Annotated in this window: 15 protein-coding genes; 8 read left to right on the top strand and 7 right to left on the bottom strand. The window is 73.4% G+C overall.

Annotated elements, in window-relative coordinates:
* Positions 1-129: 129 nt before the first annotated feature.
* The 3 genes from QQM72_RS11980 to QQM72_RS11990 form a co-directional block, all read right to left on the bottom strand.
* Positions 130-672 carry a type 1 glutamine amidotransferase domain-containing protein gene (locus QQM72_RS11980; protein ID WP_314220830.1) on the bottom strand — a complete coding sequence of 181 codons (543 nt, stop codon included), beginning with the start codon at positions 670-672 and terminating at the stop codon, positions 130-132.
* 76 nt (positions 673-748) lie between these two features.
* A complete protein-coding gene (locus QQM72_RS11985) occupies positions 749-1,129 on the bottom strand; it encodes a DUF2795 domain-containing protein (protein WP_314220831.1) in 381 nt (126 codons plus the stop codon).
* Positions 1,130-1,207: 78 nt separating this feature from the next.
* Positions 1,208-3,004 carry a thiamine pyrophosphate-requiring protein gene (locus QQM72_RS11990; RefSeq protein ID WP_314220832.1) on the bottom strand — a complete coding sequence of 599 codons (1,797 nt, stop codon included), beginning with the start codon at positions 3,002-3,004 and terminating at the stop codon, positions 1,208-1,210.
* A 259-nt stretch (positions 3,005-3,263) separates the two neighbouring features.
* Between QQM72_RS11990 and QQM72_RS11995 the strand changes: the two genes are divergently transcribed.
* The 4 genes from QQM72_RS11995 to QQM72_RS12010 all read left to right on the top strand — a co-directional run bounded on the left by QQM72_RS11995 (position 3,264) and on the right by QQM72_RS12010 (position 7,583).
* Positions 3,264-4,058 carry an RNA polymerase sigma factor SigF gene (locus QQM72_RS11995; protein ID WP_314220833.1) on the top strand — a complete coding sequence of 265 codons (795 nt, stop codon included), beginning with the start codon at positions 3,264-3,266 and terminating at the stop codon, positions 4,056-4,058.
* A 158-nt stretch (positions 4,059-4,216) separates the two neighbouring features.
* Positions 4,217-4,963 (top strand): hypothetical protein, encoded by a 747-nt coding sequence (locus tag QQM72_RS12000; RefSeq protein ID WP_314220834.1) that lies wholly within the window; start codon positions 4,217-4,219, stop codon positions 4,961-4,963.
* A 314-nt stretch (positions 4,964-5,277) separates the two neighbouring features.
* Complete coding sequence (locus QQM72_RS12005) at positions 5,278-6,525, top strand: aminotransferase class I/II-fold pyridoxal phosphate-dependent enzyme (protein WP_314220835.1); 1,248 nt, start codon at positions 5,278-5,280, stop codon at positions 6,523-6,525.
* Entirely contained in the window at positions 6,522-7,583 is a 1,062-nt protein-coding gene (locus QQM72_RS12010) for an MBL fold metallo-hydrolase (protein ID WP_314220836.1), read from the top strand. The genes QQM72_RS12005 and QQM72_RS12010 overlap by 4 nt, the downstream gene beginning before the upstream one ends.
* A gap of 301 nt (positions 7,584-7,884) precedes the next feature.
* Here QQM72_RS12010 and QQM72_RS12015 read toward each other — a convergent pair whose 3' ends face one another.
* Both QQM72_RS12015 and QQM72_RS12020 read right to left on the bottom strand, forming a co-directional pair.
* Entirely contained in the window at positions 7,885-8,514 is a 630-nt protein-coding gene (locus QQM72_RS12015) for a DedA family protein (protein ID WP_314220837.1), read from the bottom strand.
* Positions 8,511-9,284: an MBL fold metallo-hydrolase gene (locus tag QQM72_RS12020; RefSeq protein ID WP_314220838.1), complete on the bottom strand. Its 774-nt coding sequence runs from the start codon at positions 9,282-9,284 to the stop codon at positions 8,511-8,513. Before QQM72_RS12020 ends, QQM72_RS12015 begins: the two co-directional genes overlap by 4 nt.
* Before the next feature lie 84 nt (positions 9,285-9,368).
* Here QQM72_RS12020 and QQM72_RS12025 point away from each other — a divergent pair, with 84 nt between their 5' ends.
* The 4 genes from QQM72_RS12025 to QQM72_RS12040 all read left to right on the top strand — a co-directional run bounded on the left by QQM72_RS12025 (position 9,369) and on the right by QQM72_RS12040 (position 14,928).
* Complete coding sequence (locus tag QQM72_RS12025; protein ID WP_314220839.1) at positions 9,369-9,770, top strand: hypothetical protein; 402 nt, start codon at positions 9,369-9,371, stop codon at positions 9,768-9,770.
* Between the two features lie 81 nt (positions 9,771-9,851).
* On the top strand, positions 9,852-11,966 hold the full coding sequence (locus tag QQM72_RS12030) for a phage holin family protein (protein WP_314220840.1): 2,115 nt from the start codon (positions 9,852-9,854) through the stop codon (positions 11,964-11,966).
* Positions 11,967-12,073: 107 nt separating this feature from the next.
* Positions 12,074-13,135, top strand: a complete 1,062-nt coding sequence (locus QQM72_RS12035) for an ATP-binding protein (RefSeq protein WP_314220841.1) — start codon at positions 12,074-12,076, stop codon at positions 13,133-13,135.
* Entirely contained in the window at positions 13,132-14,928 is a 1,797-nt protein-coding gene (locus tag QQM72_RS12040) for a vWA domain-containing protein (RefSeq protein ID WP_314220842.1), read from the top strand. Before QQM72_RS12035 ends, QQM72_RS12040 begins: the two co-directional genes overlap by 4 nt.
* Positions 14,929-14,950: 22 nt before the next feature.
* On the opposite strand, the gene QQM72_RS12045 is transcribed toward QQM72_RS12040, so the two are convergent.
* Both QQM72_RS12045 and QQM72_RS12050 read right to left on the bottom strand, forming a co-directional pair.
* On the bottom strand, positions 14,951-17,629 hold the full coding sequence (locus tag QQM72_RS12045) for a VWA domain-containing protein (RefSeq protein ID WP_314220843.1): 2,679 nt from the start codon (positions 17,627-17,629) through the stop codon (positions 14,951-14,953).
* Entirely contained in the window at positions 17,619-18,401 is a 783-nt protein-coding gene (locus tag QQM72_RS12050) for a hypothetical protein (protein WP_314220844.1), read from the bottom strand. Before QQM72_RS12050 ends, QQM72_RS12045 begins: the two co-directional genes overlap by 11 nt.
* Between the last annotated feature and the right edge of the window lie 165 nt (positions 18,402-18,566).

Below are 18,566 nucleotides of genomic sequence, written 5' to 3' on the forward strand. Positions count from 1 at the left end.
CGTGTCCGGTCGATCGCATACCGTATACAGTTTACCGCAGACCGCAGACCGCAGACCGCAGACCGCAGACCGCAGACCGCAGACCGCAGACCGCAGACGATCGGTCGTCGACTGTCGACCGTTGGTCGGTCAGCGCGCTTCCTGTGCGAACACGTCCAGGAACGTCTCGCAGAAGGCCTTCAGGTCGTCCGGCTTGCGGCTGGTGACGAGCTTGCCGGGGCCGTGGTCGCAGATCTTCACCTGCTCGTCGACCCAGGTGGCGCCCGCGTTGCGCAGATCCGTCGCGAGGCTCGGCCACGAGGTCAGGACCCGGCCCCGCACGACGTCCGCCTCGACGAGGATCCACGGGGCGTGGCAGATCGCGGCGACCGGGCGGCCCTGCTCGAAGAAGTCCTTGACGAAGGCCACGGCCTTGCCGTCGGTGCGCAGGAAGTCGGGGTTCGCGACGCCGCCCGGCAGGACCAGCCCGCCGAAGGACTCCGCGGACGCCTCACCGACGACCTCGTCCACCCGGAACGTGTCCGCCTTGTCGAGATGGTGGAACGCCTGGATCTCGCCGGATTCGGTCGACACCAGGACGGGCTCGTGGCCCGCGTCCACCGCCGCCTGCCAGGGATCGGTGAGCTCGACCTGCTCGACGCCTTCGGGTGCCGTCAGAAACGCGATGCGCATGAGGGTCAACGTCCTTTCCGTGTCCTTGCGGCCCTTACGTCCGTGGGCCCGGTCCCGCCGGCCGGGTGCCGCGCCGTCACCGGCCGCTCCCGACCAGCGCCTCGGCCAGCTCCTGGACATTGGTGTAACGGTCCTTGCCCGGCAGCTGCCGGACCGCGTCCACCAGCGCGTCCGGCGCGTTCTTGCGGCGCAGGCCCCCGGCCAGCGCGCCCGCGCCGGCCGGGAAGGAACTCCGTCCCAGGGTCCGTGCCAGCTCCAGCCGCACGGTCTCCAGCGTCGCCCGGGAGCTCCCGGGCACCACCGGCCCGCCCCAGATCTCGGGGTCGTCCTCGGCGGACGGTTCGGGGTCGTGCCACTCCTCCACCCGCGTGGGGTGTCCGGACCTCAGCAGACCCTGCAATTCGTGCTTCATCTCGTCGTCCCGGTGCACGCTCAGCCGGTCGCTGCCTCGCTGCATGTCTCTCCCTCCGGGTCTTCGTCGGTGTCGGTGGCCACCGCGTACCCGAGGACGGGGAGCCGACACGGGGTCGCCGTGCTACATCTCCTGCCGCCCCGGAAGGAACTCCTGCACCTTCGCCCTGAAACCCTGTTTGATCATGGATCCCCGGTCGGCGTCGCCCTTGAGGGCCGAGGCGACCGTGGCCTCGATCTGCTCCCAGGTGGCGTGCGGCGGGACCGCAGGCACGGCCGGGTCGGTGAGGAACTCGACGACCGCGGGACCGTCCGCCTCCAGGGCCGTCCGCCAGGCCGGCTCCACGTCCTGCGGCCTCTCCACCCGCACCCCGGTCAGCCCCAGGGACCGGGCGAACGCCGCGTACGGCACGTCCGGCAGCTCCTGTGAGGGCAGGAACGACGGGGCGCCGCCCATGGCGCGCATCTCCCACGTCACCTGGTTCAGGTCACGGTTGTTCCACACCGCGACGACCAGCCGCGGGTCCGGCCAGCGGTCCTGGTACTTGGCGGCCGTGATCAGCTCCGCGAGACCGTTCATCTGCATCGCCCCGTCCCCGACCAGCGCGATCACCGGCCGGTCCGGATGAGCGAACTTCGCGCCGATCGCGTACGGCACGCCGCAGCCCATGGTCGCCAGCGTGCCGGAGAGGGAGCCGCGCATGCCGGGGCGCAGCGTGAGATGGCGGGCGTACCAGTTCGCCACCGAGCCCGAGTCCGAGGTGACGATCGCGTCCGGCGGGAGCAGCGGGGACAGCGTGCGGGCCACGTACTCCGGGTTGATCGGGTCGGCCGACAGCCGCGCCCGCCGGTCCAGCACGTCGTCCCAGCGCCGTACGTTGTCACAGACGGTTTCGAACCACTCCCGGCCGCGTTCCTCGCCTCTGATCATCGGGATCAGCCGCAGCAGGGTCTCCCGCGCGTCGCCGACGAGGTTCACCTCGTACGGGTAGCGCATCCCGATCATGTGCGGATCGATGTCGATCTGCACCCCCCGCGCCTTGCCGAACTCCGGCAGGAACTGCGGGTACGGGAAGGACGAGCCGATCGTCAGCAGGGTGTCGCAGTCGCGCATCAGCTCGTAGGACGGCCGGGTCCCGAGCAGGCCGATCGAGCCGGTGACGTAGGGAAGTCCGTCGCTCAGCGCGTCCTTGCCGAGCAGCGCCTTCGCGACGCCGGCGCCGAGCAGTTCGGCGATCCGCTCGACCTCGGTCCGGGCCCCGGCGGCGCCCTGTCCGATCAGGATCGCCACCTTGTCACCGGAGTTGAGGATGTCGGCGGCCGCGCGCAGGGACTCCCGCGAGGGGATCGTCGTCCCACCGCTCAGGCCGAGACCGGACGGCACCATCCTGAACTCGTTGGTGGGCGCCTCGTAGGCCAGCTCCTGCACGTCGCCGGGGATGATCACCGCGGTCGGGCAGCGGCGGGCGCAGGCGGTACGGATCGCCCGGTCCAGGACGTTCGGCAACTGCTCGGGGACCGTCACCGTCTCCACGAACTCCGAGGCGACGTCCTTGAACAGTGTGTGCAGGTCCACCTCCTGCTGGTACGAGCCGCCCATCGCCGAGCGATGCGTCTGGCCGACGATCGCGAGCACCGGCACATGGTCGAGTTTCGCGTCGTACAGGCCGTTGAGCAGGTGGATCGCACCCGGCCCCGAGGTCGCCACGCACACCCCGAGGCGGCCGCTGAACTTGGCGTAGCCGACCGCCTCGAACGCGGACATCTCCTCGTGCCGCGACTGCACGAAACGCGGCTCGTCCCCGGCCCGGCCCCAGGCGGCGAGCAGGCCGTTGATGCCGTCGCCCGGATAGCCGAAGACCTGCTCCACCCCCCATTCCCGCAGCCGTTGAAGGACGTGGTCGGCGACCTTGACGCTCATGGAAGTGACCTCCTGGGCCGGGGACGTGGACACGAGGTGAAGGTCGCGTCCCGTTCCGTGTGACCCCTGGGGCCGCCGGAAAACCTGGGCGGGTGTTTGGCGGGGGTAGTCCGGGGCAGGCGCGCCACAGTGCTTCGGACCGGAGGCACGTCCGTGGGAGGCAGCGACTCCGCGCCCCGCGGCGGCCCGGTCGGGCCGCTGTCGCGCTTCCCCGGTGACCGGCCAACCCAGAGCACTTCCAAGGGAGTTGCCACACCCCATGCCGAACAGAGCGAACGCGAAGCGCCATCCGCACGACGACGCCCCCGACACCGCCGACGCCTTCCGCAGGCTCGCCGCCCTGCCTCCGGGGCCCCAGCGCGACACGCTCCGCTCCCAGATCGTCGAGGCCTGGCTGCCCATGGCGGACCGTCTCGCCGGGCGCTTCCGCAGCCGCGGCGAGGCCTTCGACGACCTGCGTCAGGTCGCCGCCCTCGGCCTGGTCAAGGCCGTCGACCGCTACGACCCCGAACTCGGAAACGCTTTCGAGAGCTACGCCGTCCCCACCGTCACCGGCGAGATCAAGCGGCACTTCCGCGACCACATGTGGACCCTGCACGTGCCGCGCCGGGTCCAGGAACTGCGCAACCGGGTGCGCTTCGCCGACCAGGAACTGGCCCAGACCGTCTCCGGGCGCCGGCCCACCGTCGCCGAGATCGCCGAGCGCGCACAGCTCAGCGAGGAGGACGTGCGCACCGGGATGGGGGCGCTGGAGAGCTTCACCGCGCTGTCGCTGGACGCGGAGCTGTCGGGCGGCGAGGACGGCTACTCGCTCGGTGACGTGCTGGGGGCGGCGGACCCGGCGCTGGGCACGGTCGTCGACCGGGAGTCGGTCAGGACACGGCTCGCCGCGCTTCCCGAGCGGGAGCGGGCGATCTTGTACATGCGGTTCTTCGAGGACATGACGCAGAGTCGGATCGCGGAGCGGCTGGGCATCTCGCAGATGCATGTGTCGCGGCTGATCAACCGGTGCTGCAACCGGTTGCGGGAACAGGTCCTGAACGACGCGGCGTAGCAGGAATCCGCGAGGTGCGGGGGCGTCGGCGGTCACCCGGTTGGTGGTCCGTGTCCCGCCAATGGCGTCCGGCCGCGCGCGGCCGGCGGCTCCTCGGGCTCTGATGGCTGTGGGGCGGCAACGCCCCGCCCGCAGCCGTCGGCCGAAGGAACCGTCCCATGCGTCGCACCGCTCACCTCCTGTCCACCCTCGCCGTGGCCGGCGCCGTCCTGGTGGCCGTCGGTCCGGCGGCGTTCGCGGACCCGGCGGCGGAGGTCAGCCCGGGCAGCGTCGCCCCGGGCGGCAGCGTCACCGTGTCCGTCTCCTGCGGCCCCCTCGGCGCCACCGCGCCCGAGAGCCTCGACGCCACCTCGCAGGCCTTCGCCGAGGGCACCGTCAAACTGAGCAAGGTCCCCGGCGCCGACGGCGCGCAGTCCGGGCCCGCCTACCGGGGCACCGCCCGCATCGCGCCCGCCGCCGATCTCGAGGTGAGCCCGCAGGCGGTCGGACCCGACGCCGCCTGGACCGTCGACGGCAGTTGTCCGGCGGCGCCCGGCGGACAGGGCAAGCCGTGGACCGCGACGCTGGACGTCGCCCGTGGCGCCCCGCAGCCGTGCGGGTCGGCGTCCGCCCCGTCCTGCGTCACCGGCCGGCCGTGTCCGCCGGCGCGGGACACCTCCCCGGGGGACACCGACACCTGTCGCACCGTGGAGCCGTGCGCCCCGCCCGAGCCCCAGCCCCGTGCCGCCGCGTCCCAGGAGGCCGACTGCGCCCCCGCCACCGTCGGGCACGGTGTGCAGGCCGGCGAGGGCGGCGCCTTCACCGACTCCGTCCCCGCGCTCGCCGCCGGTGGCCTGCTGATCGCCGGCGCGCTCGGCCTGGCCGTGCACCGGCTGCGCCGCCGGGACCCCGAGGGCGGCGTCTGACCCGCCGGGGAGCCGTCCCGGCCCGCGCTGTGACCGGCGCAACGTGCCCGGCGGCCATGGGATGCCGTCCCACGGGGTACTCAGAGCCCACGGGCACGACCGGCCCCGTACGGGCGCCCGGCCCCGCGGCACCGCCGGACCCCGCACGGGACGCGACGCCCCGCCCGGCCCGCGACGACGTCCGGTGGCCGGGTACGGCACAGCGCCACAGGCGCCACACCGGGCGCGGCACCACCGGCACGGCACCAGTACCAGGCAGGACACCAGTACCAGTACCAGGCAGGGCATCAGGGACCGACTGCGCGGAGGACGGCATGCGGCGGACGGCAGTGGAGGACCACGGGCCCGTCCGCTACGGCCCGCCACTGCCCGTGGACGGCCTGCCGGTGCTGCCGGAACTCGTCTCGGTGCTCGCCCGGGCCGCCGGCCGCGCCGACGCCGAGCCGGTCGGCGGCGGCCCCGCCCTGCTCGACGCCGCCCACGGCTACTGGGAGCGGCGCGGGACCCCCGCCGAGCCGGGCCGCATCGTGGCCGGGCCCGGCGCCCCGGCCCTGCTGCTCGCGCTGACCGCCGCCCTGGGCGGCGACGTCCTGGTGCCCCGGCCGTGTGCGGCCTGGTGGGCGCCGTACGCCCGCCTGCTGGGGAGACCCGTCTTCCATGTGGCGACACCGGCCGAGTGCGGCGGCGTCCCGGACCCCTACGCCCTGCTGGAGACCGTGCGCCGGGTGCGTGCCGAGGGCGGCGACCCGCGGCTGCTGGTGCTGTCCGTCGCCGACGACCCCACCGGGACCGTGGCGCCGCCCGAGGTGCTGCACGAGGCGGTGGAGGCCGCCGCGGGAGAGGGCCTGCACCTGGTCAGCGACGAGACCTGGCGCGACACACTGCACGCCCCGCACGACACCGTGCTGGTCAGCCCCGCCGAGATGCTGCCCGAGCAGGTCACCGTCGTCAGCGACCTCGCCGGTGCGCTGCTGCCCACCGGCTGGCCGGCGGCCGTCGCCCGGTTCCCCGCCTCGGCCGTCGGCGACGACCTGCACGCGCGGGTGCTCGACGTCCTCACCGCGCTCGGCGCGCGCGTGGCCGCTCCGGTCGCCGCCGCGGCCGCGTACGCCCTGGCCGAGCCCGAACCCGTCACCGCGCGCGTCGCCGCCGCCGTACACCTGCACGCGCGCGTGGCGGACGCCGTGCACACCACGGTGGTCGCCGCGGGCGGCCTCGCCCTCCCGCCCCGGGCCGGCCGTCACCTGTACGTCGATCTCGGCCCGCTGCGCACCGCGCTCGCCGCGCACGGCGTCGGCGACGCACAGGACCTGGAGGACTTCCTCGCCGCCCGGCTCGGGATGCCCGCGCCGGGCGGACACCGCTTCGGGGACGAGCTCGGCGCCCTGCGCGTCCGGCTGTCCACCGGCATGCTGCTGGACGGTACGCACGCGCAGCGCACGCGATCCCTCACGTCACCCGCACCGCTGGAACTGCCACACGTGCAACGCGCGTTGATGCTCTTGAGGTCGGTCTTCGACGATCTCCGTGACGACGCTCAGCGATGGGAGCCTCCTCGATGACGCAGCAGTCCGAGTCGACCACCACCGGCACGGTGACCACCGAGGACGCCGCCGCCCCGGCCCCCCTGGCCCCGCTCTCGCCCCCCGCCCCGCCGCTCGCCGAGCCCCGCCCCCCGGGAGAGCGGCGGGTGTGGCCGCGGACCTTCCACGACCGGCTGACCTCGCCCCTGCCCGACCTCAAGGCCTTCGCCCGGTTCGCCCGCGAGGGTTCCGTGCGGCCGGGCCGCGACGGCCTCGCCGACATTCCCCGGCTGCCCTTCGCACCCGCCCCGCTGCCCCGGGTGGACGCCCGTACGGTCGCCGTCTCCTGGGCCGGGCACGCCAGTTGGGTGGTGAGCGTCGGCGGCCTCACCGTCCTGACCGACCCGGTCTGGTCCCGCCGTATCCTCGGCACCCCGGCCCGGATCACTCCCGTCGGCGTCCCCTGGGAGACGCTCCCGCGCGTCGACGCCGTCGTCATCAGCCACAACCACTACGACCATCTCGACGCCCCCACGCTGCGCAGGCTCCCGCGCGGCACACCCGTGTTCGTGCCGGCCGGGCTCGGACGCTGGTTCCTGCGCCGTCGGTTCACCCGGGTCACCGAGCTGGACTGGTGGGAGGCGGCCGAACTCCGCGGCGTCCGCTTCGACTTCGTGCCGTCCCACCACTGGTCCAAGCGGTCCCTCACCGACACCTGCCACTCCCTCTGGGGCGGCTGGGTGCTCACCGCCCCCGACGGCCTGCGCGTCTACTTCGCCGGTGACACCGGCTACGGCCACTGGTTCTCGCGGATCGGGCAGCGCTACCCGGGCATCGACCTCGCCCTGATGCCCATCGGCGCCTACGACCCCCGATGGTGGCTCAGCGACGTCCACTGCGACCCGGAGGAGGCGGTCCGCGCCACCCTCGACCTGGGGGCGCGGCGGATGGCGCCGATGCACTGGGGCACGTTCGTGCTGTCCGCCGAGCCCGTCCTCGAGCCCCTCACGCGCGCGCGTGCGGCCTGGGAGAAGGCGGGGCTGGACCGGGACGACCTGTGGGACCTGCCGGTGGGAGGCGCACGGGTACTGGAGTGACACGGGTACCGGAGGCGCACGGGTACCGGGGTGGTGCGGGTACCGGAGTCGTGCGGGTACCAGAGGCGTACATGCGGGTATGCGGGTAGCGGAGCGGCACGGGTACCAGAGGCGTACGGGTACCCGGGTTGCTCGAGTGCCGAAGTCGTACGGGTGGCGGAGGGGCAGGTACTACGGGAGCGCCTCGGGTGCCGGAGGGGCACGCGTACGGGTGTGGCATTTGCGCACGGGCGTGACACCGGTCCGGCACATCGCGGCTGCCTGCCGGCACGGGCGTGACACCTCCGGCACGGCTCGCGGACTACGCGGCCCTGGTTCCCCGGGCCCGGCGCCACAGGCTCGGGGCCGCGCTGATCACCACGGTCAGCGCGACCGCCGCGACCACGCCCTCCCAGGGCTCGGGGAACAGCGAGCCGCCGAGGATCCCGATCAGCTGGTAGGTCACCGCCCAGGCCAGGCACGCCGGGAGATTGCCCCGCGCGAAGCGGCGCAGCGGCCACTGCGCCATCAGACAGGCCAGCATCACCGGTATCCGGCCCGCCGGCACCAGCCGGGACAGCACCAGTACGGTCGTACCGTGGTGGGCGAGCTTGTCCTGCGCCTGCTCGAGCCGCTCCTCGGGAGCCCGCGAGCGGATCGCCTCCAGCCAGCGCGAGCCGTTCTTCGACCGCATCCCGCGCCGCCCCAGCCAGTACAGCGCCGCGTCCCCGCAGAACGCCGCGAGCGACGCCGTCAGGAACACCATCGCCAGCGCGAACGGCACCGTCTGATGGACGGCGACCGCCGCCGCCGTGCTCACCAGCGCCCCCGTCGGCACCACCGGCACCAGCGCCCCGATCAGCACCAGCAGGAACAACGACGGATAGCCGAGGGCCTGCTGCGTGGCCTCCGTCGGCACGACCGTCACGGTCGCGGCGAGCCACCACTTCACCGGGAGACCTCCGGGCGCACGCTCTCGCCGTGTTCGAGCCGGTGCACCACCACCTCCGGCGCGCGTTGCGCCGCGAGCCGTACGAACTCCTCGCCGGGAGCATGGAATTCATGCGGGCGCACGGCGTCCATGCCGATCGGCCAGTACGTGCCGTAGTGCACCGGCACCGCGGTGCGCGGCGCCAGCCGGACCAGGGCCTCGGCCGCGCGCCCCGCGTCCAGGTGCCCCTCGCCGAGATGCGGCCCCCAGCCGCCCACCGGGAGCAGCGCCACGTCGACCGGCCCGACCTCCTCGGCCATGTCGTCGAAGAGGCCGGTGTCCCCGGCGAAGTACGTCCGGGCCTCGCCCTCGACGACGTACCCGAGCGCGGGGCAGTGGTGCCGTCCGACCGGCAGCCGCCGCCCGTCGTGGCGCGCGGGCACGGCCCGTATCCGCACGTCGCCGAGGGTGGTCTCGTCCCCCGGCGCCATCTCGCTCAGCCGCAGATGCCGCAGGCGGCGCAGCCCGGGGACGGCGCGCGGAGCGCCCCGGGGCACCAGCAGGCGCGTGCCCGGCGCAAGGCGCGCCAGCGAGGGCACATGCAGATGGTCGGCGTGCAGGTGGGAGACGAGCGCCACGTCCGCGCGCCAGGCGCCGGGCGGGGGCGGCGCGCCCCGGCGGCGGCGCAGATGCGCGAGGCGGCGCGCGAACAGGGGGTCGGTGAGCACACGTACGTCCGAATCCTCGACCGTGCAGGTGGCGTGCCCCCACCACGTGATCTCCACCGCCACCTCTTTGCCTCCTTCGCGCGACTCCCCCGAAGCCTACGGGCAGGAGTAGGGTCGGCGGCGAAACCCGGAGGTGAGGGGGACGCCATGGGACCGGTGCGGGTCACGGCGATCGCGAGTCTGACGCCGCTCGAGGAACTGGACGCCGATCCCTTCCTGGTGGACTCCCGCAGCCAGCACGCGATGTGCGCGCGGTGGGCCGCCGAGCGCGGCTACGTCGTCAGCCGGGAACTGCTGGTCCGCGGGCTGCGCGCCGACCACTGCGTGCTGTGGGACGGCATCCGGGCCGGCGTCGACCTGTTCGTCGCGCCCAGCCGCCGGGTGCTGGAGAGCGCGCTGTCGTCCGTGGAGGAGTTCTCCGCGGAGTGCGAGCGGCGCGGCGTGCGGGTGGAGACGGTCGGCAGCGCCGAGCCCGCCTACGACGCGCAGATGAAGGCGCGGGTGCACCGGCGGCTGTCGATGCCGACGGCCGGCTACGACGGGCGGTAGCCCCGGGGCCCCTGTCACCGCGATATGACAGGGTGGAGGCGGCCCCCGGGCGTCGGGGCCGGAACGTGAGGTGTACGGGGCGTGCGTGGGGTGCGGTGGCGGCGGGCCGTCAGTCAGGCCGGGCGGAGCATCGCGGTGTGGGGCGTCTCCACGCTCACGATGCTGGTGCTCGCGGGCATCCTGCCCGACTTCCGGCTCCAGTCCGCCGACGGCGACAGCGCCACCACCATCGCCATGACCGCAGCCGTCGGCGCCGGGGTGTTCGGTGTGCTGTCGGCCCTGGCCTGGCCCCTGCTGGTGCGCCTGCTGCTGCTCGTACCGGCGTTGGTCCTCGGCCTGCTGGTGTTCTTCCTCAACGGCTCGCTGCTGCTGCTCGCCCTGCGCCTGAACCCCTCCGGGCAGAGCGAGGCCGCCCCGGAGACCGCCGTGATCGTCGCCGCCGTGATGTCCGCCGTCGCCTCCGCGACGGGCGGCGCCCTGGCCGTACGCGACGACGACGCCTACCGCCGCCGCCTGTACCGGCTCGCCGACCGCCGCCGAAGAGGCGGCGCCGCCTGCCCCGCCACGCCCGGCACCGTCTTCCTGCAACTCGACGGCGTCGGCCACGACGTGCTGGCCGCGGCGGTGCGCAAGGGGCTGATGCCGACCGTCGCCGGATGGCTGGGCAGCGCCCCGCAACCGGGCCGTGGGCAGGGCGGCGCGGGCGGCGGCGCCTCCCGCCCCAGCCACCGGCTCACCCGGTGGCACACCGACTGGTCCAGCCAGACCGGCGCCAGCCAGCTGGGCATCCTGCACGGCAGCAACCACGACGTGCCCGCCTTCCGCTGGTACGAGAAGGACACCGGGGAGGTGATGGTCTGCAACCGTCCCACCAGCGCCGCCGAACTCCAGCGCCGCGCGGTCGAGCGCACCGGTGACGGCGGACTGCTGTCCGCGGACGGCGCGAGCCGCGGCAACCTCTTCAGCGGCGGCGCGGACGAGCAGGCCCTCGTGCTGTCCATCGCCGCCCGTCGGCGCAGCCGGGAGACGCGGTCCCGGTCCGGCTACTTCGCCTACTTCTCCGACCCGGCCAACGCCGTGCGCACCGCGCTGTCGTTCGTCGCCGAGGTCGGCCGCGAGAGCGGCCAGTCCCTCCGCGCCCGGCTGCGCAAGGAGCGCCCGCGCGTCGGACGCGGTGGTCTCTACCCGCTCGTCCGCGCCTTCGCGACCGTCGTCGAACGTGACGTCGTGGTGGCCGCCGTGACGGGCGACATGCTCGCCGGCCGCACCGCCGTCTACGCCGACCTGGTGGCGTACGACGAGGTCGCGCACCACTCCGGGCCGCTCGGCCGGGACACCGAGCAGGTCCTCGGCCGCCTCGACCGGGCGCTCGCGCTGCTCGAGAACGTCGCCGAACACGCACCGCGCCCCTATCGGATCGTCGTCCTGTCCGACCACGGCCAGAGCCCCGGCGAGACGTTCCGCGCCCGCTACGGCCTCACCCTCGGCGACCTGGTGCGGGCCGGCTGCGGGCTGCCCGTGCCGCGCAAGGCCGAACGCACCCACAGCGGCGCCGAGGCCCGGGCCGCCGTCCGCGCGGCGCTGCGCCGGCCCGTCGAGGAGAGCGGCGAACGCCACCGCCCGACCGGCCGCCGCTCGGAACCGATCGTGCTGGCCTCGGGCAACCTCGGCCTGATCTCGTTCCCGGACGTGCCGCACCGGATGAGCAAGGAGGAGATCGACGCCCGCCACCCCGCGCTGCTGACCACCCTCGCCAACCACCCCGGCATCGGCTTCCTCCTGGTGCGCAGCGAGGAGCACGGCGGGGTCGTCCTCGGCGCTCACGGCACGGAGATACCGCTGGACCGACTCGACCGGACGCCCGGCCCGCTGGCCGCCTTCGGGCCCGGCGCCGCCGACGCCGTGCGCCGCACACACTCCTTCCCGCACACCGCCGACATCATGGTCAACTCCTTCCACGACCCGGCCGACGGCGAGGTGCTCGCCTTCGAGGAGCAGATCGGCTCCCACGGCGGCCTCGGCGGCGCCCAGGCCAGGCCGTTCTTGCTGTCCCCGCTCGCGCTGTCCGCACCCGTCGAGGACGACGAGGAGCTGATCGGCGCGGAGCACCTGCACCGCGTCCTGCGCCGCTGGCTGCGCGAGTCCAACGGGCCCCAGGTACCGCTCGAGACGGCGCCGGAGGAGCGCGCCGCCTGAAATTGGGCTGCGCCCGAGGAGCCGTACGCACACACTGTCCGTACCGGTCCGGTCGTCCGGATCCCGCGCGCTCGCGCCCCTTCCGCATCCCTTGAGGAGCCTCTGCTTTGCAGGCTGCCGTCACTGTCACGCCTTCCCGTATCCCCGAACTGCTCCTCGGCCTCGCCACCGTGCGGCCGGTGTTCCTCTGGGGCGCCCCCGGTATCGGAAAGTCCTCCCTGGTCAGGGACTTCGCCGAGTCGCTGGGGCTGGAGTGCGTGAGCCTGCTCGGTACCCAGCTCGCGCCCGAGGACCTGATCGGCGTGCCCCAGATCCGGGACGGGCGGTCCGTGTTCTGCCCGCCGGAGGCCATCGCCCGCGACGAGCCCTACTGTCTGTTCCTGGACGAGCTGAACGCGGCGACGCCCGATGTACAGAAGGCGTTCTACTCCCTCATCCTCGACCGGCGGATCGGCAACTACGAGCTTCCCGGGGGCTCGATCGTCATCGGCGCCGGGAACCGGGCCACGGACAACGCGCTCGCCCGGCCGATCGCGTCCGCGCTCGTCAACCGCCTCACCCATGTCCACCTCGAGGCGTCCGCGAAGGACTGGCTGACGTGGGCCGCGAACCACGACATCCACCCGTGGGTCCTCGACCACCTCACCGACCGGCCCGACCACCTGTGGTCCAAGCCGCCGAAGACCGAGGAACCGTTTTCCACCCCCCGTTCCTGGCACATGCTCTCCGACGCGCTGCACTCCTTCGGGCCCGACCTCGACGAGGACACCCTCACGGTGCTGGCGCACGGCACGCTGACGCCCACGCACGCCACCGCCTTCCGCGGCTACGTCAAGATCGTGCGCAGCCGGTACGGCATCGAGGCCATCCTCAAGGGCGAGGCCCCCTGGCCGCGCCGGGTCGAGGACCGTGACCTGCTCTACTACCTCGCCGACTCGTTCCGCGGCCGGCTGGTCAAGGAACTCCCCGCCGTCCGGGAGCACATGTCGGCGAAGGGCCGGCAGACCGCGTACCGCGCCAAGTCGCTGCTCGTGCAGCTCGCCGAGATATCCGTCGAGGTCGCCCAGACCGTGATCGCCTCCGACGCCGACGGCAACCCGGTGCTGCCCGCCTGGTTCCTGGTCGAGGCGGCCCGGGACATGCCCCGCCTGGTGGAGGCACGCCGGTGAAGCGGGAGGACCGCGACAAGAAGAAGCGGGACCTCGCCGCGGAGGCGTTCGAGTCCGGGCGGCTGGCGCTGCGCGGCAACCCGGCGCTCGCCGCCGTGGACTTCGAGACCTGCCGCCGCGAGGAGTGCACCCTGGCTCCCCGCGACGGACTCGTCCGCGCCGACTCCAACGGCACTTTGCACGCCCACCCGACCCGGCTCGCCGAACCCGGCCTCTGGGCCTGGTCCCTCGCGCACGCCGCTCTCCACCTCGGCTTCGGACACCTCCCGGCGTCCCCGAGCGAACGGGTCCAGCCCGACCGGTACGACCTCGCCGCACGCTGCATGGTCGTCAACCGTTTTCTGCTGACGTTTCCGGTCGGCCGCGCGCCCGACGAACTGCCGCTGTCGTACCCGGGCGGTGACGAGGAGCAACTAGCCGCCCGCTGGCGGCACACCGGGCTGCCGGCCGCCTACGAGCACTGCGGCACCGCGGGGACGGCCGCCGACCAGGTGCTCGTGCGGTGGACCTGGTCCGGGCGCCGGATGCCTGACTGGCAGCGGGCCTTCGCCACCGCCCTGACCCGGACCGTGTCCGCCGCGATGGACATGGCGGGCGGCCGCCGCTCTTCCCTCCACGGCCAGGTGACCCCGCTGCGTCCGTGGGAGCGGGCGCTGAGCTGGTTCGTCTCGTCCTACCCGCTGCTCGGCGGTCTCGCGGCCGGCATCAGGCTCGTCGCCGACGCCGAACTCGCCCGCGCGCACGGCATCTCGGTCGCCGCCGTGAACGCGGAGGCGGGCGAGATCTACATCAACCCGCTGCGCCGCTACGAGGACGAGGAGTGGCGGTTCGTCCTCGCCCACGAGATGCTGCACGCCGCCCTGCGCCACGGCGACCGCTGCAGCACCCGCGACCCCTACCTCTTCAACGTCGCCTGTGACTACGTCGTCAACGGCTGGCTGCGCGAGATGCAGGTCGGCACCATGCCCGAAGGGCTGCTGTACGACGCCGAGTTGTCGGGCCTGTCCGCCGAGGAGGTCTACGACCGCATCACCGTGGACCTGCGCCGGCTGCGGCGGCTGGCCACCCTGCGGGGCAAGGGCCTCGGCGACATCCTCGGCGCCCCGATCGGCCCGCCCTGCGACCACGTCGACCTCGACGGCTTCTACCGGCGCGGCCTCGCCCAGGGCCTCGAGCTGCACCAGCGGCAGGAACGCGGCCTCCTGCCCGGCGGGTTGGTGGAGGAGATCCGCGCCCTCAGCCACCCGCCGCTGCCCTGGGACGCCCGACTGGCCCGCTGGTTCGACGAGTTCGTGCCGCGCCCCGAGCCGGTGCGGACCTACGCCCGTCCCGCGCGCCGGCAGGCCTCCACCCCCGACATTCCGCGCGCCGGCCGCTGGTTCCCGCCCGAGGAGATCGCCCGCTGCACCTTCGGCGTCGTCCTGGACACCTCCGGCTCCATGGACCGCACCCTGCTCGGCAAGGCGCTCGGCGCCATCGCCTCGTACGCCGAGGCCCGGGACGTCCCGGCCGCCCGGGTCGTGTTCTGCGACGCGGCCGCGCACGACGCGGGCTATCTGCCGGTCACGGAGATCGCCGGCCGGGTCCGGGTGCACGGCCGCGGCGGTACGGTCCTGCAGCCCGGCATCGACCTGCTGCACCGCGCCGACGACTTCCCGCCGGGCGCGCCGCTGCTCGTCATCACCGACGGCTGGTGCGACGTGCTGCGGGTACGGCGGGAACACGCGTACCTGATCCCGCAGGGCGGTCGACTGCCGTTCACCGCACGGGGGCCGGTGTTCCGGGTGCGGTGAACGACTCGCCGTGCCGGGCGCGTCAGTGGTGGGCCCAGTGTCCGGAGCGGACCCTCCCGAAGTCGTTCATCAGCTGGACCGCGGGGCCGCCGAAGCCGCCCCCCGGGGAGTCGGTGAAGGACACCACGGTGCCCAGGGAGTCGGTCAGCGACATGAACTTGCTGAGGGTGACCCGGTCGTCGCGGAACTCCTTGGCCGGATGGTGGGCGTGTGCCGCCTCCAGCGCCTTCAGGTGGCGTTCCAGACGGCGCTTGGCCGCTTCCTTGTCCCGCTCGTACAGGTCGTCCAGCGCGTGGAAGGTCACCTCGCTCGTCCACAGTCCGATGCCGTGCACCAAAACCGTCTCCGCCGAGAGGGAGGTGTCGCGCGCCAGGTCGAACTCGTGGCGACGGCTGTCGCGGGCCAGGGTGTCCACGTACTGCACGGTCGCCGTGCCCAGCGCGGACGGCTCCCGGCCGGTCGGCACCCGCACCTCCAGGACCACCCAGTAGGTCTCCTCGAAGGCGAGGTCGGGTGCGAAGATCCGCATGCCCTTCTCGGCGGTGATGATGTCGGGCAGGGCGTCGGTGCCGTAGTCGCTGCGGGCTCGCTCGGCGGCCTGCCTGGCCTGCTGGAACACCTCCGCCCGGGCTCTCGGGGCGGTGACCGGGTCGTGCCCGTACACGTGCCGGATCTCCACCGCCGGGTCGATGTCCAGCCGGAGCTGGATGTCGACCGCGGCCAGGTGGTCGCGTCGGCCGAGGTCCTCCAGCAGATCGGCCTTGACCTGCTCGGGCCGGGTGACGAAGGTCGAGTGTCCGCCGGCCACGCCGGCGAGCGCCGACAGTTCGGGCATGCGCGCGTCGGAGCCGAAGCCGAAGCACGACACCGTGAGGCCGCTGCGCACCCGGGCCCCGATGTTCCTGCGGATGTTGACCCAGTCCCGTTCGCCGGAGTTCGGGGAGCCGTCGGAGAGGAGATACAGGCAGTTGACGGTGCGCCCGCTCACGGCGTTACGGCTGATCTCGTCGATGCCGTACTGCACCCCGAGGTTGATGTCCGTGCCGCCGTCCGCCTCCAGCCCGGAGACGACCGACGCGAAGTTCCCCGACCGCTCCAGTTCCTCCTTGGTGGCCGCGGGCAGGACGGTGCGCACCCGGTGGTCGAACGTGATGATGCCCAGGCAGTCGGTCGGACGCAGTTGTCCGTAGATCGTGTGCAGCGACGATTTGACGGTGTCTAGCTTCTCGCCGTGCATCGAACCGCTGGTGTCCACGACGAAGACGAAGTTGACGGGCAGGGGTGCGGAGGCGAGAGCCGGGTCCGCGGGCGTCGGGCCGGCCTTGAGGGCGATCTCCACGAAGTGGGTCGTCGCCTCGTGCGCCTTGAACTCACCCGTCACCGCGGTGAGTCCATGACTCACGGCGATGGCCTCCCCGCTCCGCGGTCCGGGAACCTGCCCGTCCCGGGAGACCACGAAGTCGTCGAACCTGATGTGTTCCTGCCCGACGATCACACCCTGCTCGATGAGCTCCTTCACCCCGAGTGCGGAACGGGTGCCGAAGGCGTTGTTGCGGCGCACGTAGAGGCCGTCGTGGGGGAGGGGGCGGGAGGTGTCGCGGGAGGTGCGGGGCCGGCCGGGGGGACCGGCCTGCCGCCCGAGGGCAGCGGGCGCCGAGGCGGCCGGCAGCATGAAGTCGGCGTCCGGCCGGAGGAAGTCGGGGAGCGGCGCCGAGTCGTAGGAGGGCTGCGGGCTGGAGTAGCTGGGCGACGGCGCGGCCGGGGCCCCGTAGGAGCCGGAGTAGTAGGCCGGCCCGCTCTCGGCGTCGGGGGCGTCGTAGTCGTCCTCGGCGGACGCGGCGGACGCGGCGTGGGCCCCGTAGGAGTCGGAGTAGTAGCTGGGCGCGCTGTCGTCATCGAGGCGGACATGGAAGTCCTCGCCGTGCGCGAAGTGGGCGTCCTGGGCCGCTTGCCCGGACGGGCTCTGGGCGGCCCGGTGGTTCTCCGTCTCGTCCCCGCGCGGGGACCTCGTCAACCTTTCCGTGAGTCTCTGCCGCGGCGGCGACCCGCGTCGTCGTCCGGCGGCGAAAGGCCAGAAGCCTTCCGAGGCCGTGGGCAACGGCCGGATCACCAGCCCCTGCCGTAACCAGCGCCACAGGGGTTCGTCGGGACTTCCCGCGGGCGGAGTCGTGACGTCGGGATGGATCACGACGGTGAAGCCGTCCGGGTGCGTGTTCGATGAGTCGAACGTCGCCGTCAGGGCGGGGCCGGCCGACAGACCGCGGGCTTCCGCGAACGCCCGGCACTCCGCCTCCCGCGCGCGGTGACGGGGTAACCATCCGCGCCCCGGTGGCAGTGGCAACCGGGTGAGCAGCAGCGCCGGGTCCGGCAGCGGCGGCCCCGGCACGGGCCCGGTCCCTCCCGCGCCGCACATCACCAGCACGCCCTCGGCCCGCAGGAAGTTCCACAGGATCTCGCCGTCCGGCGGCGCCGGTACGGGGACGTCGTCGCCGGGATCGACCAGGACGACAGCGCCGGGCCGGTCCGCGACGAACGCGTCGACCTGCTCGGGCGTCCGCGCGATCACCGCGTCCGCAGTCCCGGATCGCCGAGACTGCCGCAGGATCCTCCTCTCCCGCGCCTCACCGGCGCCCTCACCGGCGAGCGGCCCCACATACAGGACCGCCTCCGCACCCGCCGCGGGACTCGGTTCAGTCGGCATGCACACCCTCCGTCGTTCTTGTGGGAAGCGGACAGCGCGACTCGAAACCGGTCCGCGTGCGCAGCCCGCCGTCGAACATGTTCTCGGCCCGCAACCGGCGCAGCCATGTGTCGAGTTGGGCGCTCAGCCCGGTACTGGCCTCGGCCAGCCGCACCGCCTGGTCCCGCTGCGCCGGATCGTTGCCGAGCAGCAGAAGCATGATCTTCAGGGCGAGCGCGTGCGGGCTGCGGGCGTCCAGGCCCAGTGCCTCGTCGGCATAGCGGGAGGCCCCTTGCTGGTTTCCGCGGGAGAGGGCGATCCGGGCCTTCCAGTACCAGAACTCCTCCGACTCCCGGTCCAGACGTGAGGCCTCCAGCGCACGCTCCGCCGGCTCCGGCTCGTCCCGCTCCACATGCCTGCGCACGGTGGTGAGCGACCGCTCGACACCGTTCGTCCCGGCGGCGCGAGGCGCCCGGCGGGAGCCGCCCGTGGCCACCCGGGCCGCGATGAACAGCACGGCCAGCAGGAACACCAGGAGCATGCCGACGAGCACGACGAACTGCTGGACGCCCTTGCTCTCGGCGAGCGTGGCGAAGATACCGAGGATCGCCACGGTGAAGGTGAGCACGATGACAGCGCCGAAGAGGGCGGTCGCCTGGGTCGCGGTGAGCGCACGGAACATCTTGTTGCGGATGATGTCGCGCACGAAGTCCCGGTAGAGCAGGTACAGCACACCGAGCGCGACGCCGCCAAATCCCGCTATGCCCCCGAGGACTTGGAAGAGTTCGAGCATGTATGGACTGTATGGCTTCACCAGGTCGCCCGTCAGGTCTTCCGAAGGCAGCGATGCCCGGCTGTGATATCCGGCCGAAACGGGCGAAGCCCCGGCGACGCGCCCGGCGGTGGCCGCCCTGTCCGGTGGGTGGATCGACGCCGGGTGTGATCGGATGGGTGCCAG

It is taken from the genome of Streptomyces zaehneri, from assembly GCF_032248645.1.
Lineage (GTDB): Bacteria > Actinomycetota > Actinomycetes > Streptomycetales > Streptomycetaceae > Streptomyces > Streptomyces coriariae.